A 15,595-nucleotide genomic window follows, 5' to 3' on the forward strand; every position below is an offset into this window, starting at 1 on the left:
CCGGCGATGATCCCGTTCTTCGACAGCGGCAGCGTGATGCGCGTGAACGCGACCCACGGCTTCGCGCCCAGGTCGTATGCGGCTTCGAGCAGCGTGAGGTCCATCTTCACGAGGTGCGCATAGAGCGGCATCACCATGAACGGCAGGTACGAATAGACCATCCCGATGTAGACGCCCGCGTCGCTGTGATAGAGGCGCAGCGGCGTGTGGATGATGCCGAGCGCGATCAGCGCGTGGTTCAGCAGGCCGTCGTCCTTCAGGATGCCGATCCACGCGTACACGCGGATCAGGAACGACGTCCAGAACGGCAGCATCACGGCCATCATCAGCACGTTGCGGCGCGCCGGTTCCGCGCGCGCGATGTAGTACGCCATCGGGTAACCGATCAGCAGGCAGAGCAGCGTCGACACGGCGGCCATCTTCAGCGAGCTGAGGTAGGTCGCGATGTACAGGTCGTCCTGCAGCAGGAACGCGTAGTGCCCGAGTTGCAGCGCGAAGTGCACGACGCCGTCCTTGAACTCGACGAGCGACGTGTACGGCGGGATCCCCATCACCTGGTCGGCGAAGCTGATCTTGAACACCAGCACGAACGGCAGCGCGAAGAAGACCGTGAGCCACAGGAACGGCACGCCGATCGCGACGCTGCGCCCCGACGGCAGGAAGCGCGACAGCAGCGCGAAGCGGCCCGCGCGGGCGCGGCCCGGGCCGGTGCTTGCGGCGCCGGTCGATACCGGCGCGGACGGTGTGGACGGTGTGGAAGCGGAAGTTCTCATCATGTCGTCCTCATTGCGTCAGCACGACGCCGCTGGCCGGCGACCACGACACGAACACGTCGTCGTTCCACGAAGGCGCGCTGTCGTGCATCAGGTGCGAGCTCGACAGGTTCGACACCACCGTCTTGCCGCTCGGCAAGCGCACGTGATACAGCGAGTAGCTGCCCATGTACGCGATGTCGGTCACCACGCCGCGCGCCCAGTTGTGATGCGAGCCGGGCTTGTCGCGCGACACCTGCACGCGCTCCGGGCGCACCGAGATGCCGACCGGCATCCCGAGCGGACCGGACACGCCGTGGCTCACGTACATGCGTGCTTCGAGATCGTCGCTCTCGACGAAGATGTGATCGGGTTCGTCCTCGACCACGCGGCCTTCGAACAGGTTCGTCGAGCCGATGAACTCGGCCGAGAAGCGGCTGTTCGGGTATTCGTACACTTCGCCGGGCGTGCCGATCTGCACGATCTTGCCTTCGCTCATCACCGCGAGGCGGCTGGCCATCGTCATCGCCTCTTCCTGGTCGTGCGTGACCATCACGCAGGTCACGTCGACCTTCTCGATGATGTTCACGAGTTCGAGCTGGGTCTTCTGGCGGATCTTCTTGTCGAGCGCGGACATCGGCTCGTCGAGCAGCAGCAGCTTCGGGCGCTTCACCAGAGAGCGGGCGAGCGCGACGCGCTGCTGCTGACCGCCGGACAATTGATGCGGCTTGCGCTTCGCGTACTTGCTCATCTGCACGAGCGCGAGCGCATCGGCCACGCGTTCCTTGATCTCGTTCTTCGGCGTGCCTTCCTGCTTCAGCCCGAACGCGACGTTCGACTCGACCGACATGTGCGGGAACAGCGCGTACGACTGGAACATCATGTTCACCGGGCGGCGGTACGGCGGCAGCGACGCGAGGTCCTCGCCGTCGACGAAGATCTTGCCGGAGGTGGCCGTCTCGAGCCCGGCGAGCATGCGCAGCAGCGTCGACTTGCCGCAGCCGGAGCTGCCGAGCAGCGCGAACAACTCGTTCTTCGCGATCGTCAGGTTCACGTTGTCGACGGCCGTGCTGTCGCCGAATTTCTTCACGACGTTTTCGATGCGCACGAAGGCGTCGTTCGGCTTGAGCGTGTCGGTCGCCGCGTCCCGACGCACTGCCTCAGGTGTACTGAATGAATCCCGTTTCATGATGGTCCGTGTTGAAAAAGTATGCGAATGTCGGGGGTCAGGCACGACCGCTCGTGCGGCCGCGCGGTGCCGGCGGAGAGGGATCGAGCGATTCCTCATCCGGGTCGTGTGGCGCAAGCAAGCGGGTGTCGGGGCAAAGTGCGACGATCAGCGGCGGCGGCATCCGGCCGGCGCACGGAACGGCGCCGGCACATCGCGCACGGCGATCGTCGGCGGCCGCTCGGGCACGCCGCCGGCTTCGTTCGCCATGCTGGCTGTCATGATGATTTCATTGGTTTTCATCGGGCTTTCTGCTCGCATCTGTCGTCTCCAGTGCGAATTTTTAAACCCGTCAAAAACCTTTTGGATCGCGGATTTCCGTTCCGGACATTGAACGGAATCGATGTGAGAAGGGCCGGGAAAACGGGGCGCGGCACGCGCCCGCGCTGTCATGCGGGAAACCCGGCCGGCACGATGGCCGCCGGGCGAAGCGGAGGGTGGGGAAAACGAGCAGTCGCGGCGGCGGTGCCGCGCCGCCGGCATCACTTCGCGTTCAGTTCCTTCCAGCGCTGGTAGACGCGAATCGCGTCGCCGTGCTTTTGCTGCACCATCGGCAGGCGGCGCGCCTCGACCGGCTTCGCATACTCGGCATAGAACGTATCGAGCTCGAAATACTTGCGGTCGTCGCGATAGAACGGCGCGTAGTCCTCGCGCGTCGTGATGTAGATCACGCGCTTCGGGCTGCAGTAGTACAGCGAGCCCAAGCACATCGGGCACGGGCTCGCGAGAATGTAGATCTCGCAGTCCGTCAGGTGCTCGGTGCCGAGCTTGCGGCACGCATCGCGCACCGCGAGGATTTCCGCGTGCGCGGTCGGATCGCTCGTCTGCGCGACGAGGTTCGGGCTTTCCGCGACGATCTCGCCGTCGCGCACGATCACCGTCGCGAACGGGCGGCCACCCTCTTCCACGTTCTTCATCGCGAGATCGATCGTGCGTTTCACAAAATCCATGGCTGTGTCCTCGTTGAAACGAATTGGCGGAATCGCGCGCCGGCCGGCAGCCGGCGTGCGTCAGACGAATCCGCGCCGCACGACCTCGCGGCCGCGGCGCGGCAACCGCATCAGAACGGCCTGGTCGGCAGGTACTTGCCGTCGAGCGTGATCACCGCGCGCGAACCGCCTTCCGGATCGTCGACCTTCTTCACGTCGAGCCGGAAATTGATCGCGCTGATGATGCCGTCGCCGAACTTCTCGTGGACGAGCGCCTTCAGCGTCGTGCCGTACACCTGCAGCATTTCGTAGAAGCGGTAGATCGTCGGGTCGGTCGGCACGCGATCGTCGATGCTGCCGCGCAGCGGAATCGTCTGCAGCAGCAGCACCGCGTCGTCATCGAGGCCGAGCTTGCCGGCGACGCTGCGCGCCGCGTCGGCCGGCAGCGCGTGCTGGCCGAGCAGCGCGGCCGTGACGAACGCTTCGCTCAGGCCGGTGCCTTCGGTGAGCTGCGCGAACGACAGGTTCTTGCGCGCCTTCGCGAGCACGACGGTTTCGGCAAGCGCGTGGCGTGCGCTCTGGCTGTGCTGGGACTGAATCATGGCAATACCTCGTGGGTGAACAAACAGGTTTCAGGCCGCGGCGGACAGCGCCGCAGGCGTCGCACGTACGCCGGGATGCCCGGCGAGCGACACGAACCGGCCGGTCGCGCCGTCGTACGCGTCGATCGAGCCCGACTCGATGTCGTAGACCCAGCCGTGCAGCGCGAGGCGGCCCTCTTCGCGCGCGAGCCGCACGGCGGGATGCGTCTTCAGGTTCGCGAGTTGCGCGATCACGTTTTCGCGCACCATCGAGTCGATCCGCTCGCGCTCGCTGCGATGCGTGCGCGCCTCGTTCACGACGCGCGCCGAGTCGGCATAGCGCAGCCAGTGGCCGACGGCCGGCATGTGGTCCATGCACTGGCACGTGGCGATCGCGGTCATCGCGCCGCAGTCGGAATGTCCGCAGATCACGACGTCGGTCACGCGCAGCGCGGCGACCGCGTATTCGACCGACGCCGACACGCCGCCCGGCTCCGGGCCGTACGACGGCACGATGTTGCCGGCATTGCGGATCACGAACAGGTCGCCCGGCTCGCGCTGCGTGACGAGTTCCGGCACGAGCCGGCTGTCCGAGCACGAGATGAACAGCGCGCGCGGGTTCTGCCGGCGCGCGAGATCGTGGAACAGCGCGGCGCGCTCCGGATAGGCTTCGCGCTGGAACTTCAGAAATCCGTCGATGATGTCCTTCATCGCGTGGCCTCCGGTGTGGGCGGGATCGATGAAGGGCAGGTTACGCCCCGCTTCCGATAACGTAAAAGACTGATTTATGATCTGCCGCATAAGCACCACTTATAGGATCGAACAATGCTGCTGCGCCATATCAACTACTTCCTGGCCGTCGCCGAGCATCGCAGCTTCACGCGCGCCGCCGCCGCACTCCACGTGTCGCAGCCCGCGCTGTCGCAGCAGATCCGCCAGCTCGAGGACACCCTCGGCGCGCAACTGTTCGACCGCACCGGCCGCGTCACGCGGTTGACGGATGCGGGCGACGTGTATTTCCGCTATGCGCGGCAGGCGCTGCACGATCTCGCGGAAGGCCGGCGCGCGATCCACGACGTGCAGGACCTGAGCCGCGGCTCGCTGCGCATCGCGGTCACGCCGACCTTCACGACCTACCTCGTCGGGCCGCTCGTCGACGCGTTTTACAGCCGCTATCCGGACGTGTCGCTGTCGGTGCGTGAGATGTCGCAGGAGCGGATCGAGGCGCTGCTCGTCGACGACGAGCTCGACGTCGGCATCGCGTTCGAGGATGTGCAAAGCGCGGATATCGAAGTGCAGACGCTGCTGGTCGAGACGCTCGCGCTCGTCGTGAACCGCCGGCACGCGTTCGCGAAAAAGCGCACCGCCGGCCAGCGCGCGCTACGCGATGCGACGCTCGTGCTGCTCACCGCCGAATTCGCGACGCGCGGCCAGATCGACCGCTATTTCCGCGAGCACGACGTGCAGCCTCGCGTGCTGATGGAGGCCAACTCGATCGGCGCGGTGATCGAGATCGTGCGCCGCACCCACCTCGCCACGCTGCTGCCCGCCACGATCGCCATCGAGCACGAGGATCTCGTCGCGGTGGCGCTCGATCCGGCCGTGCTGCGGCGCACCGCCGTATTGCTGCAGCGCAAGGGCGCGTATCGCAGCGCCGCGGCGCGCGCGTTCGTCGAGCTGGCGCTCGCGCAGCACGCCGGCACGGGCAAGCGCGCGCGATGATCGAAGCTGGGGGTGGTGGTGGGTGGGCGTGGCCGTCGGATCGACGCGCATGTTCCGGACGCCCGCTAGACGGACAAACGTGAGGGATCGAACGATGGAGTCATGGACATGTCAAGCGTGATGCACCGCCTCATTCGCAACCCGCTCATCGTCGCCGTCGTGCTATTAGGCGGTGCATGGTGGCTGCATGCACAGACCGCCAGCTACGGCCCCTATCACGTGGTGGGTTTCAACTACACCAACCGTGGCGTCTACAACTTCGTCGTCGACGGCTTCGGCGCAGGCAGCGCGCACGCCCGCCAGTTCGGCGGTGGCGGCGGTACAGTCTGCTGCATGGAAGTGCCGCGCAACAAGAAGACCTGGCACCTCGAGATCACGTACGACCTGACACCCGACGAAGATGCGAAGAACATGTCGCCGGAAATCTACGAGACGGACATCGCCGTCCCGCAGTTGCCGAACAAGCGCGACGGCTATATCGAGCTTCATTTTCTGCCCGACCGCAAGATCGAAGCCCAGTGGGTCGAGTATCCGACGATGCCGCGCATGCGGGCCGCCGGCTAGTCGGGCGACTGGGCATCACCGCAAGTCACAGCCGGTCGCACCGGCAAACAATACACCCCCACCCGGCGCACACGCGACCGGGTGTTCACCACGTTCGACACCGCGTCAGTTGTACCCGAGAATCGCCACCGCCGCGACATCCGGCCGATCGAACGTGCCGCCGACGAGCGACGTCGTCGGCTCCAGCATCGCGGCCTGATACGACGTTACGTGCGCCTCTTTCGGCGCACCCGTTTCGTCCCAAACCGGCTCGTCGAACGCGTCGAGGCTGCTGAAAAATCCGGGTTGCGTTTGCACAGGATTCATCTCCACTCCTTTGATATGTCGTTGATCTTCTAGCTTGCCTGCTTCAATGCCGCCGCATGCACGAGTGCATCGTCATGCGCGGCCTCCGAGCGCGCCAGCTGCGCGCGCGTGCGCCGCGTGATGTGAATCACCGCGAACACGACGGGCGCGATCAGCAGGCCCTCCGCCAGTTCGGGATCGACCGGCAGGTTCATCACGTGCAGCGCCTTGAACGCCGCGGCCGCAAGCGACAGCACGTAGTACGAAATGGCTGCCACCGACAGCCCTTCCACCGCATGCTGCAGATGAAGCTGGTTGCGCGCGGTGCGCTCCATGCCCGCCAGCAGTCGCGTCACATCTTTTTCCTGCGCGAGGTTCACGCGCGTGCGCAGCAGATCGACGGCACGCGCGATCCGCGCGGCGATCTGCTCGTGACGCGCCCACACGCTGCGGCAGGTTTCCATCGCCGGCGCGAAGCGCCGCTCCATGAACTCGGCGATCGTCGGCATGCCTTCGATGCGCTCCTCGCGCAGTTCCTGGATGCGCGCCAGCACGAGCTTCTCGTACGCGCGCGATGCGCTGAAACGCCCGCCGGAGCCCGACAGCGCCTCGACGCGCACCGCGAGATGCGTGAGCTTCACGAGCAGCGCCGCGTCGTCGCCGGCCGCGCCGCTCGCGTCCATCCGCTGCATCAGCGCATGCAGCGCCGCATGAATCTCGTCGAGCTCGCGGCTCATCTGCCGCGCAACCGGCAACGCGAGCAGCGCCATCATCCGGTACGTCTCGATCTCGTAGAGGCGCTGCAGCAAACGGCCGCCCTGCTCCTCGCGGAAATCCTCGTCGACGACGAGAAAGCGCATGAAGCCGTCGGCACGCACATGCCAGTCGCAGAACACCTTGCCGCCGCCGAGCACGTTGCTGCCGACGAGCGCGGGCCCGTCGATCCAGCGGCGCAGGTCGCCGCACACGAGCCGCGCGGCGTCGCCCGACAGCAACTCCATGCGCACCGCGACGAAACGGATCCCGGCGAGCCGCGCGAACCACGCGGCCGGGATGCCCTCGATCGCGAGATCGTCGAAATAGCCGGTGTCGCGGCGCGGCGCGACGAACGTGAAGGTCGAGAATTCGGTGTGGCGCTCCCACTTCAGATGCCAGCCGGACGGCGACTGCACCGCGTAGTGCGTCGCGCCTTCGTGCGGCGCATCGATGCCGGTGTCGCGGCACAGCGCGTGCAGCAGCGTTTCGTGAAGATCGGGCTGGCCGTCCGCGTAGATCGCATAGTGCGTGAGCGACACGGCTTCGGCGAGCCGCAGGAACGGCCGGGCATGCAATTCCGCGGCCAGTGCGGCGCGCAACGGATGATCGATCATCGGTACACCACTTTCCCTGTTCAACGCTGCATGCCGGCCACGCCGGCGCAATTGCCGCGCTGCATCGGACGATGCAGCCGGTGTGATTCCACTATGGCAGACACATTGCGACAATAAAAACGCATAATGTTGATCGTTACATTCAGTTTTACTGATACCGATGAAGATGCTCGATCACGACGTGCTGGCCACCGTCGTCGCCGTCGCGGAAACCGGCAACATGACCCGTGCGGCCGAAGCCGTGAACCGCTCGCAGTCGGCCGTGAGCATGCAGATCAAGAGCCTCGAGGACGCAATCGGACGGCCGCTGTTCGTGCGCAAGCCGCGCAGCATCGTGCTCACGCGCGAAGGCGAGGTCTTGCTGGGATTCGCCAGACGAATGCTGGCGCTGCGCGACGAGGCGTGGGCGGCCGTGGTGCGCCCGGAAGTGACCGGCAAGGTGGTGATCGGCGTGCCGGACGACTATGCGTCGTCGCTGCTGCCGTCGGTGCTGAAGAAATTCTCGGCGACCTATCCGAAGGTCGAGATCCAGGTGATCGGGCTGCCGAGCAGCGCGCTCGCGCCGCTGCTGAAGGACGGCACCGTCGATCTCGTGTGCGGCACGCGCATCAAGGGGCTGTCGGGCGACTTCATCCGCCACGAGCCGATGGCATGGGCCGCGATGACGAACGGGCCGCGCGTCTGGGAGGAACGGCCGCTGCCGATCGCGGTGTTCATGCCGGGCAGCGTCGCGCGCGAGAACGCGATCCGCAGTCTCGAACGCGCGAAGCTGCCGTTCCGGACCTCTTACGAAAGCCCGAGCCTGCTCGGACTGCTGAGCATGGTCGAAGCCGGCCTCGCGGTCGCGCCGCTCGCGCGCTGCGCGATTCCCGCGCAATTGTCGATGCTCGGCCGCTCGCACGGGCTGCCCGATCTGCCGCCGCTCGAGCTGATCCTCGCGCGCAGCACGAAATCGAAGCGCCCGCCGTGCGACTTTCTCGCGGAACAACTGATGGAAGATCTGCAGCGGCAAACCGGCCAGACCGGCGACGCCTGAACGCGATCAGGCGCCGCTGCGTGCGGCGTCACGAATCGCCCGCTCGCGGATGGCCCGCGGCCGGCAGCGCCGCGTTGACGATGCCCGCGACCGTATCGACGAGCGCTTCGAGCGTGTCGCCGCGCACGTACCGCCCGGCCGGCGGAATGCATTCGTCGCGCCGGCCGCCCCGCCGCGACCCGGCCGTCACCGACAGCGTCGCGCCGAACCGGTTGCCATGCCGCCTGCCGAAGATGCCGATGCGCTGTTCGCCCAGATAGGCCTGCTCGGGAAGAAACAACCGGATTTCGACGGCGATCCGGTCGGGATCGCCGGCCCGCGCGTTCGCCTCGATACCCGGCTCGAACGTCCCGGCGATGCGGAACATCGCGTGCGAATCCCATGCGGCCAACGGGCCGCCGGCCGCGTCGACCCGCTCGATGTCGACCGACCACTGATGCCGATCCGGCATCCGGATCGCCTGGCGCAGCAGCACGTCCGCCGTGCGAACCGTCACCATCAACTGCCGGGCGAGCTGCCCGCCCGACGGCAGCGTCGCGCCCCGCACGCGCCGGCCTGCCGGCCGCGCGGTGCGCACTTCTTCCGTGAGATACATGAATCCTCCCTGTCGAGGGTCGGCGCCACGTACGACGCGGCGCACGAACGTTCGCCGCGGCCGGTTCACCGACAACACGGCAACCGGAGAAAAGGTGGCGGACCGAACAAGCAATCAGCGCGCCCCGGGCTGGCGGTGCTGCGATCCGACATGCAACCGGCGGGCGACGGGGCCGATCACGGCGTCGGCCTGCAGCGCGATCAGCATGTGCAGCGTGAAGTCCAGATCCTCCGCCGCGATGTCGAATTGCACGTGGATCACGTCGCGCACGGTGCGCGCGCCGACGACATGGACGCCGAGCGGGGAATGCAGAAGCGCCGCGAGCCGGGCGTGTGCGAGCGCGGCGGAACCGGCCGTCAGCGTGACGGGCAGTTGCAGGCGCGGGCGCGGCAAAGGAAACGGCATGACGCTGCGGCGCTCGCCGGTGCGCAACTGGCGGCCGGCGACGTCGAAAGCGGGGACGGGATGGATGAAGGTCATGGAACGGACGGAGGCCGTCGCGGCTGTTCAACACATCCCGAGCTTAGAAGAAGAGATATAAACGCCGTGCAAAAAAACGGCATTGCAGTGCAAAAAACGGCTTGCGGCAGCACCCGCGCCGCCGGCAGGCCGCCGCCCACCGGCCTTCCCGATTCCGGGACTCCCGGCTCGACGGAATGCCGGCCTGCCGCCCCGGCATCCACGCGCCGGGCGCTCGACTACGCGAACGCCTCGAGCGACGCCCGCCGCCGTTCGTCGACCATCGCCTCGATCAGCGAGACCAGATCGTCGGTCAGCGGATCGCAGATGCCGGGCGAGCGATGCAACTCGAGATCGGCCGGCGGCAACGGCGGCAAACCGTCTGCGTCGTCCAGCACGCGCCAGTTCCCGGGGAGCGTGCAGCGGTCGATCATCGTGACGGCCGCGCCATGGTTCACCGCGATCTTGATGCCGGTCGGGCTCTGGCTCGTATAGACGACGTGATACGGCCGCTCGGCGGTCGCGAGCGCCTGCAGCCCGCGCTGCCGGTAGCAGCAGGTTTCAGGAAACAGCGCGAGCGGCACCGAGGCGAGCGGGTCGAGCGCAAAGTCACGATGCGCGGCCCACACGACGTCGTGGCGGCCGAGCAGCCGCCCGCCCGCATTCGGCCCATGCCGCACCACCAGCGCGACATCGAGCTCGCCTGCCTGCAGCCGCTCGACCAGTTCGAGCGACATCCGGCAATGCACGTGCAGGCGCGCACCCGGCCGCAGCGCGTAAAACGACTTCAGCAGGTCGGGCAGCCACAACTCCGCGTAATCCTCGGGCAACCCGAAACGCACGACGCCGCGGTCGCTGCTCGTCTGCTTCAGCGCGATGATCGCGTCGTTCTGCACCTGGATGATCCGCCGCGCGTGAATCAGGAAGTTCTCGCCGTCCCGCGACAGTTCGAGCCGCCGGCTGTTGCGCATGAACAAGTGCGTGTCGAGCCGCTCCTCGAGCGTCCGGATCCGCAGGCTGATGGTCGACTGCGTGCGATGCAGTTGCCGGGCCGCCGCGGTAAAGCCGCCGCTCTCGACGACGGCAACGAATGCGCGGATCAGCTCCGGGTCGAGCGAACTCAGCTTCGACCAATCGGGCTTCTGAATGGCTGCCATCGGAATTACTCGCTTTCGAAAAAGGACGGGGCGACGAAAGATAGGACTGGCGATGCCGATTGTTGTCCAGACCCGCACGGCCCTCCAACCCCTGCCCGGGTATGACAAACCCGGAGCCGGCAGGCAGCCGTTCGCCCGCGCCGCCCGTTCCGCGACACCGTCCCGAAGCGCCGGCCGCCCGGCCGGCGGGCGTCCGCGCGCGGCGTTCAGGGCTTTCCCGGAGACGACGAAAACTCATACCTCGATCAGAAAACATCGATTCACCGGCCGCGCCGCGGCCCCCGACAATCGCCTCACACCCACCTCATCGACGAGACACAGCAATGACCGCACTGCAACCCAGACAGCTTTTCATCGGCGAAGGCTTCGAAGGCCCCGGCGTCAACCTCGCGCACATCAACGTGCTGATCGGCCCGCGCAACGGTCCCGCCGGGCAGGCGTTCGCGACCGCACTCGCGACGCCGTCGGCCGGCCATGCGCCGTTCGTCGTGATCGCGCAGCCGGGCATACCGACCAAGCCGCTCACGCTGTACGTGAACAAGGCGCAGATCGACGGCGACTTCCACGGCAATGCGACGTGGGGCGCCTCGCAGGCCGGCATCGCGAAGGCGGTCGCCGAAGCGCTCGAAAACGGCACGCTGCCGCCCGAAGCGGAGAACGACTGGGTCGTCGTGTCGGCGAACTGGGTGAACCCGAAGACCGACGATCTCGACGCCGTGTTCGAGAACAACTACCGCGCGTGCCGCAACGCGATCGTCGCCGCGATGGAGGGGCTGCCGCATCGCGACGCGGTGTTCGCCGCCGCGCGCGACGTATCGAACCCGTTCTACACGCCGAACCAGCACTGACCGACAACGAACGGCCGGCAAGGCCGAATCAGGAGGAAGCATGGAATACGTCCGCCTCGGCCAGTCCGGCCTGAAGGTGTCCCGGCTGTGCCTCGGCACGATGAACATGGGCACGCCCGAATGGAAACCGTGGATCTTCGACGAAGCGCAGAGCGAACCGATCGTGCGCCGCGCGCTCGATGCCGGCGTCAACTTCATCGATCTCGCGGATTTCTATTCGACAGGCGTCGGCGAGGAAGTGGTCGGCCGCATCCTGAAGCGCAACGCGCGCCGCGAGGAGCTCGTCGTCACGACGAAGGTCGGCTACGACATGGGCAGCTATCCGAACGCCGGCGGCCATTCGCGCAAGCACGTACTGGACGGCATCGACGGGTCGCTGAAGCGTCTCGGAATGGACTACGTCGACATCTTCATGCTGCACTTCTTCGACGTGAACACCCCCGTCGAGGAAACGATGAGCGCGATGCACGACATCGTGCGCGCAGGCAAGGCCCGCTATATCGGCGTGTCGACGATGTATACGTGGCAATTCGCGAAGATCATGCAGGCGTGCGAGCGCAACGGCTGGGACAAGCCGATCAACATGCAGTTGCAGTTGAACCTCGCGTATCGCGAGGAAGAGCGCGAAATGGTGCCGTACTGTATCGACCAGGGCGTCGGCGTGTCGGTATTCAGCCCGCTCGCACGCGGCCTGCTGACCTGCGAGCCGCAATCGACGCGCAACCAGACCGACTTCTTCACCGCGCAGATGTACGGCGACGAGGCATCGCTCGCGATCGCCGAATCGGTCGCGAAGGTCGCGAAGCGGCGCGGCGTGCCGCCCGCGCAAATCGCGCAGGCCTGGGTGCTGAGCCGTCCCGGCATTGCCAGCATGCTGGTCGGCGCCGATTCCGTCGCGCAGTTCGACAGCGCACTCGGCGCGCTCGAAACCCGGCTCGGCGAAGACGAACTGCACGAGCTCGAACGCAACTACACGCCGTGCGACCTGATCAACGACTACACGGCCGGCCGGCGCATCGCGCGCGCGTCGCGCCCGGCACAGGGCAGCTTCACGGATTGAAGGGACCACACACGATGACCGAATTTCTCAGAACCGGCCACTACATCGGCGGCGAATGGCACGAACCGCATGGCGCGAGCGACGCGACCTATGCGGTGCTGAACCCCGCGACCGGCGAGACCATCGCGAAAGTCGCGAAAGGCGGCGCGGACGACGCCCAGCGCGCGATCGACGCCGCGGCGCGCGCGTTGCCCGGCTGGCGCGCGCTGACCGCGAAGGCGCGCGGCGCCCGGGTCAAACGCTGGGGCGAACTGATGCTCGAACATCGCGACGCGCTCGCCGAGCTGCTGACGCGCGAACAGGGCAAGCCGCTCGCGGAAGCCCGCGGCGAAGTCGCGTACGCGGCGAGCTTTCTCGAATGGTTCGCGGAAGAGGCGAAGCGGATGTACGGCGACGTGATCCCGAGCCCGAAGCCTGACGCGCAGATCGTCGTCACGCGCGAGCCGGTCGGTGTCGTCGCGGCGATCACGCCGTGGAATTTCCCGCTCGCAATGATCACGCGCAAGGCCGGCCCCGCGCTCGCGGCGGGCTGCACGATGGTGCTGAAGCCGTCCGAGGAAACACCGCTGTCGGCGTTCGCGCTCGCGGTGCTCGCCGAGCGGGCGGGCGTGCCGGCCGGCGTGTTCAACGTCGTGTCGGGCGACGCGGTCGCCATCGGCGAGGCGCTCACGCATTCGCCCGTCGTGCGCAAGCTGTCGTTCACGGGCTCGACACGCGTCGGCAAGCTGCTCGCGAAGCAGTCGGCCGACACGCTGAAAAAGCTGTCGCTCGAACTCGGCGGCAACGCGCCGTTCATCGTGTTCGACGACGCCGATCTCGACGCGGCCGTGCAGGGTGCGATCGCCTCGAAGTTCCGCAACACGGGGCAGACCTGCGTGTGCGTGAACCGCTTCCTCGTGCAGGACGGCGTGTACGACGCCTTCACGCGCAAGCTCGCCGACGCGGTGCGCGCACTGCGCGTCGGCAATGCACTCGCGGGCGACGTCGACCAGGGGCCGCTGATCAACGAAGCGGCGCTCGGCAAGGTCGAGCGGCATGTGGCCGACGCGACCGCGAAAGGCGCGCGCGTGCTCACCGGCGGCAAGCGCCACGCGCTCGGCGGCACCTTCTACGAACCGACCGTGCTGACCGGCATGACACCCGACATGCTGATCGCCGAAGAGGAAACCTTCGGCCCCGTCGCCGGCTGCTTCCGCTTCGCGACCGAGGACGAAGCCGTCGCCGCGGCCAACGACACGCCGTTCGGTCTGTCGGCGTACTTCTACACGCGCGACCTCGGCCGCGCATGGCGCGTGTCCGGCGCGCTCGAAAGCGGGATGGTCGGCGTCAACGACGGGATCATCTCGACGGAAGTCGCGCCGTTCGGCGGCGTCAAGCAATCGGGGCTCGGCCGCGAAGGCTCGAAGTACGGCCTCGACGAGTACGTGGAGCTCAAGTACACGCTGATGGCCGGTCTCGGCCGCTGACCGCGCCCGGCGGTCCCGACGCTCGACATGCGCCGCGCGCCATCCGGCCGCGCGGCGCCCGGCACGGCTTCCCGGCGTCGATCGATGCCCGCACGTCGCATGCCGGACGCACAACAATCCAGGAGACAGCTTGAATCAGGCCAACCTTCAATCCGGCACGGCGCGCGCATTGCCGCCGTCGCGCGGCGCCGATGTGCCGCACCACCCCGTCGCGCTCGACGACGTGCCGCTCAACCGCTTCCACGTGAAGATCGCGGGGCTGACGTTCGGCGCGCATTTCACCGAAGGCTATACGCTCGGCACGATCGGCTACGCGCTGGCCGCGCTGGGCAAGCAGATGCCGCTCGATGCGTTCTGGATGGGGATGATCGGCAGCTCGGCACTGGTCGGCATCTTCTTCGGCAGCCTCGTGTTCGGCTGGCTGTCCGACCGGATGGGCCGCCAGAAGATCTTCCTGACGAGCTTCGTGATCATCACCGCAGCCGCGTTCGCGCAGTTCTTCGTGTCGTCGCCGCTCGAACTGTGCCTGCTGCGCGTGCTGATCGGCTTCGGGATGGGCGGCGACTTCACGGTCGGCCACGCGATCCTCGCCGAATTCTCGCCGCGCAAGCATCGCGGCGCGCTGCTCGGTTCGTTCAGCGTGATCTGGACGATCGGCTATGTCGCCGCGAACGTGCTCGGCCTCGCCTACAGCGACGTCGCGCCCGACGCATGGCGCTGGCTGCTGGCGTCGGCCGCGCTGCCGGCGTTCGTCGTGCTCGTGTTGCGGATCGGCACGCCCGAATCGCCGCGCTGGCTGCTCGGCAAGGGCCGCGAGCGCGAAGCGCGCGCGATCGTCGCAAAGCACTTCGGGCCACACGTGATGCTCGACGGCGCCACCGAACCGCACGCGCACGGCGGCTTTGCCCGACTGTTCCAGCGCGACCTGATTCGCCGCACGATCTTCAACTGCGCGTTCTTCGTGTGCCTGGTGATTCCGTACTTCGCGATCTACACGTTCCTGCCAACGATCCTGAAGACGATCGGCCTCGCCGAAGGCTTCGGCGCCGACCTGATGCTGAACGGCTTCCTCGTGCTCGGCGCGCTGATCGGGATCTGGCTCACGATCCGGCTGTCGCGGCGCGGCTTCCTGATCGGGTCGTTCGCGGTAACGTGCGCGTCGCTCGTCGCGCTGGCGCTGCTGCCGTCGTCGGCGGCCATCGCGATGATCGTTGCGTTTGCCGTGTTCACGCTGACGATGTCGGCATTCAGCAATCTTGTCGGCGTGTTTCCGCCCGAGTGCTTCCCGACCGAAGTACGCGCAAGCGGCGTCGGCCTCGCGATCGCGTGCAGCCGGCTCGGATCGGCGATCGGCACGTTCCTGCTGCCGGTCGGCATCGCGACGCTCGGTTTTCACGCGACGATGTTCGCGCTGGCCGGCGTGTTGCTGGTCGGGATGATCGTATCGATCGCGTGGGCACCGGAGACGAAGCACCTGACGCTGGAGGAGGCGGCCGGGCATTGAAGGACCGATGCGCGGTGCGCTTGCCGGAAGGGCCGGGCA

At 67.1% G+C, this 15,595-nt stretch carries 18 protein-coding genes; 8 read left to right on the plus strand and 10 right to left on the minus strand.

The genetic code is table 11. The annotated features are described in order from the left end of the window. Both BME24068_RS02835 and BME24068_RS02840 read right to left on the minus strand, forming a co-directional pair. Positions 1-773: ABC transporter permease (locus BME24068_RS02835; RefSeq protein ID WP_174925087.1), on the minus strand; the 773-nt coding region annotated here is incomplete at its 3' end. Positions 774-783: 10 nt separating this feature from the next. Then, positions 784-1,941, minus strand: coding sequence for an ABC transporter ATP-binding protein (locus tag BME24068_RS02840; protein WP_174925088.1), 1,158 nt, complete (start codon positions 1,939-1,941; stop codon positions 784-786). On the opposite strand from BME24068_RS02840, the gene BME24068_RS02845 reads away from it, so the two are divergent. Then, positions 1,853-2,314 (plus strand): hypothetical protein, encoded by a 462-nt coding sequence (locus tag BME24068_RS02845; protein WP_174925086.1) that lies wholly within the window; start codon positions 1,853-1,855, stop codon positions 2,312-2,314. The two genes, BME24068_RS02840 and BME24068_RS02845, sit on opposite strands and share 89 nt — an antisense overlap. Before the next feature lie 148 nt (positions 2,315-2,462). On the opposite strand, the gene BME24068_RS02850 is transcribed toward BME24068_RS02845, so the two are convergent. The 3 genes from BME24068_RS02850 to BME24068_RS02860 form a co-directional block, all read right to left on the minus strand. Beyond that, positions 2,463-2,930: a nucleoside deaminase gene (locus BME24068_RS02850; RefSeq protein WP_096500568.1), complete on the minus strand. Its 468-nt coding sequence runs from the start codon at positions 2,928-2,930 to the stop codon at positions 2,463-2,465. A gap of 110 nt (positions 2,931-3,040) precedes the next feature. After that, the gene (gene cynS, locus BME24068_RS02855; protein WP_174925089.1) at positions 3,041-3,511 is read right to left on the minus strand and encodes a cyanase; all 471 of its coding nucleotides are present in this window, start codon (positions 3,509-3,511) and stop codon (positions 3,041-3,043) included. A 30-nt stretch (positions 3,512-3,541) separates the two neighbouring features. Further along, the gene (locus tag BME24068_RS02860; RefSeq protein ID WP_096500572.1) at positions 3,542-4,201 is read right to left on the minus strand and encodes a carbonic anhydrase; all 660 of its coding nucleotides are present in this window, start codon (positions 4,199-4,201) and stop codon (positions 3,542-3,544) included. A gap of 114 nt (positions 4,202-4,315) precedes the next feature. On the opposite strand from BME24068_RS02860, the gene cynR reads away from it, so the two are divergent. Both cynR and BME24068_RS02870 read left to right on the plus strand, forming a co-directional pair. Then, positions 4,316-5,212, plus strand: coding sequence for a transcriptional regulator CynR (cynR, locus tag BME24068_RS02865; RefSeq protein ID WP_174925090.1), 897 nt, complete (start codon positions 4,316-4,318; stop codon positions 5,210-5,212). 108 nt (positions 5,213-5,320) lie between these two features. Beyond that, entirely contained in the window at positions 5,321-5,776 is a 456-nt protein-coding gene (locus tag BME24068_RS02870) for a DUF3304 domain-containing protein (RefSeq protein ID WP_174925356.1), read from the plus strand. Between the two features lie 105 nt (positions 5,777-5,881). Here BME24068_RS02870 and BME24068_RS02875 read toward each other — a convergent pair whose 3' ends face one another. Together BME24068_RS02875 and BME24068_RS02880 are read right to left on the minus strand one after the other, a co-directional pair. Further along, positions 5,882-6,082, minus strand: coding sequence for a hypothetical protein (locus BME24068_RS02875; protein ID WP_096500586.1), 201 nt, complete (start codon positions 6,080-6,082; stop codon positions 5,882-5,884). 29 nt (positions 6,083-6,111) lie between these two features. Further along, positions 6,112-7,431 (minus strand): DUF3422 family protein, encoded by a 1,320-nt coding sequence (locus BME24068_RS02880; RefSeq protein ID WP_096500588.1) that lies wholly within the window; start codon positions 7,429-7,431, stop codon positions 6,112-6,114. Between the two features lie 160 nt (positions 7,432-7,591). On the opposite strand from BME24068_RS02880, the gene BME24068_RS02885 reads away from it, so the two are divergent. Next, positions 7,592-8,467, plus strand: a complete 876-nt coding sequence (locus BME24068_RS02885; RefSeq protein ID WP_044848057.1) for a LysR family transcriptional regulator — start codon at positions 7,592-7,594, stop codon at positions 8,465-8,467. A gap of 28 nt (positions 8,468-8,495) precedes the next feature. On the opposite strand, the gene BME24068_RS02890 is transcribed toward BME24068_RS02885, so the two are convergent. The 3 genes from BME24068_RS02890 to BME24068_RS02900 all read right to left on the minus strand — a co-directional run bounded on the left by BME24068_RS02890 (position 8,496) and on the right by BME24068_RS02900 (position 10,678). After that, entirely contained in the window at positions 8,496-9,062 is a 567-nt protein-coding gene (locus BME24068_RS02890; protein ID WP_174925091.1) for a hypothetical protein, read from the minus strand. A 114-nt stretch (positions 9,063-9,176) separates the two neighbouring features. Continuing rightward, on the minus strand, positions 9,177-9,542 hold the full coding sequence (locus BME24068_RS02895; protein ID WP_174925092.1) for a hypothetical protein: 366 nt from the start codon (positions 9,540-9,542) through the stop codon (positions 9,177-9,179). A 218-nt stretch (positions 9,543-9,760) separates the two neighbouring features. After that, entirely contained in the window at positions 9,761-10,678 is a 918-nt protein-coding gene (locus BME24068_RS02900) for a LysR family transcriptional regulator (protein ID WP_096500594.1), read from the minus strand. A 323-nt stretch (positions 10,679-11,001) separates the two neighbouring features. Between BME24068_RS02900 and fae the strand changes: the two genes are divergently transcribed. The 4 genes from fae to BME24068_RS02920 all read left to right on the plus strand — a co-directional run bounded on the left by fae (position 11,002) and on the right by BME24068_RS02920 (position 15,556). Next, positions 11,002-11,526 (plus strand): formaldehyde-activating enzyme, encoded by a 525-nt coding sequence (fae, locus tag BME24068_RS02905; protein WP_096500596.1) that lies wholly within the window; start codon positions 11,002-11,004, stop codon positions 11,524-11,526. Positions 11,527-11,566: 40 nt separating this feature from the next. Next, on the plus strand, positions 11,567-12,586 hold the full coding sequence (locus tag BME24068_RS02910; RefSeq protein ID WP_096500598.1) for an aldo/keto reductase: 1,020 nt from the start codon (positions 11,567-11,569) through the stop codon (positions 12,584-12,586). Between the two features lie 14 nt (positions 12,587-12,600). Continuing rightward, positions 12,601-14,052 (plus strand): NAD-dependent succinate-semialdehyde dehydrogenase, encoded by a 1,452-nt coding sequence (locus BME24068_RS02915; RefSeq protein WP_174925093.1) that lies wholly within the window; start codon positions 12,601-12,603, stop codon positions 14,050-14,052. Positions 14,053-14,221: 169 nt separating this feature from the next. Continuing rightward, positions 14,222-15,556, plus strand: coding sequence for an MFS transporter (locus BME24068_RS02920; RefSeq protein WP_226278860.1), 1,335 nt, complete (start codon positions 14,222-14,224; stop codon positions 15,554-15,556). Positions 15,557-15,595: the final 39 nt, after the last annotated feature.

Source organism: Burkholderia anthina, assembly GCF_902498995.1.
GTDB classification, from domain to species: Bacteria; Pseudomonadota; Gammaproteobacteria; order Burkholderiales; family Burkholderiaceae; genus Burkholderia; species Burkholderia anthina.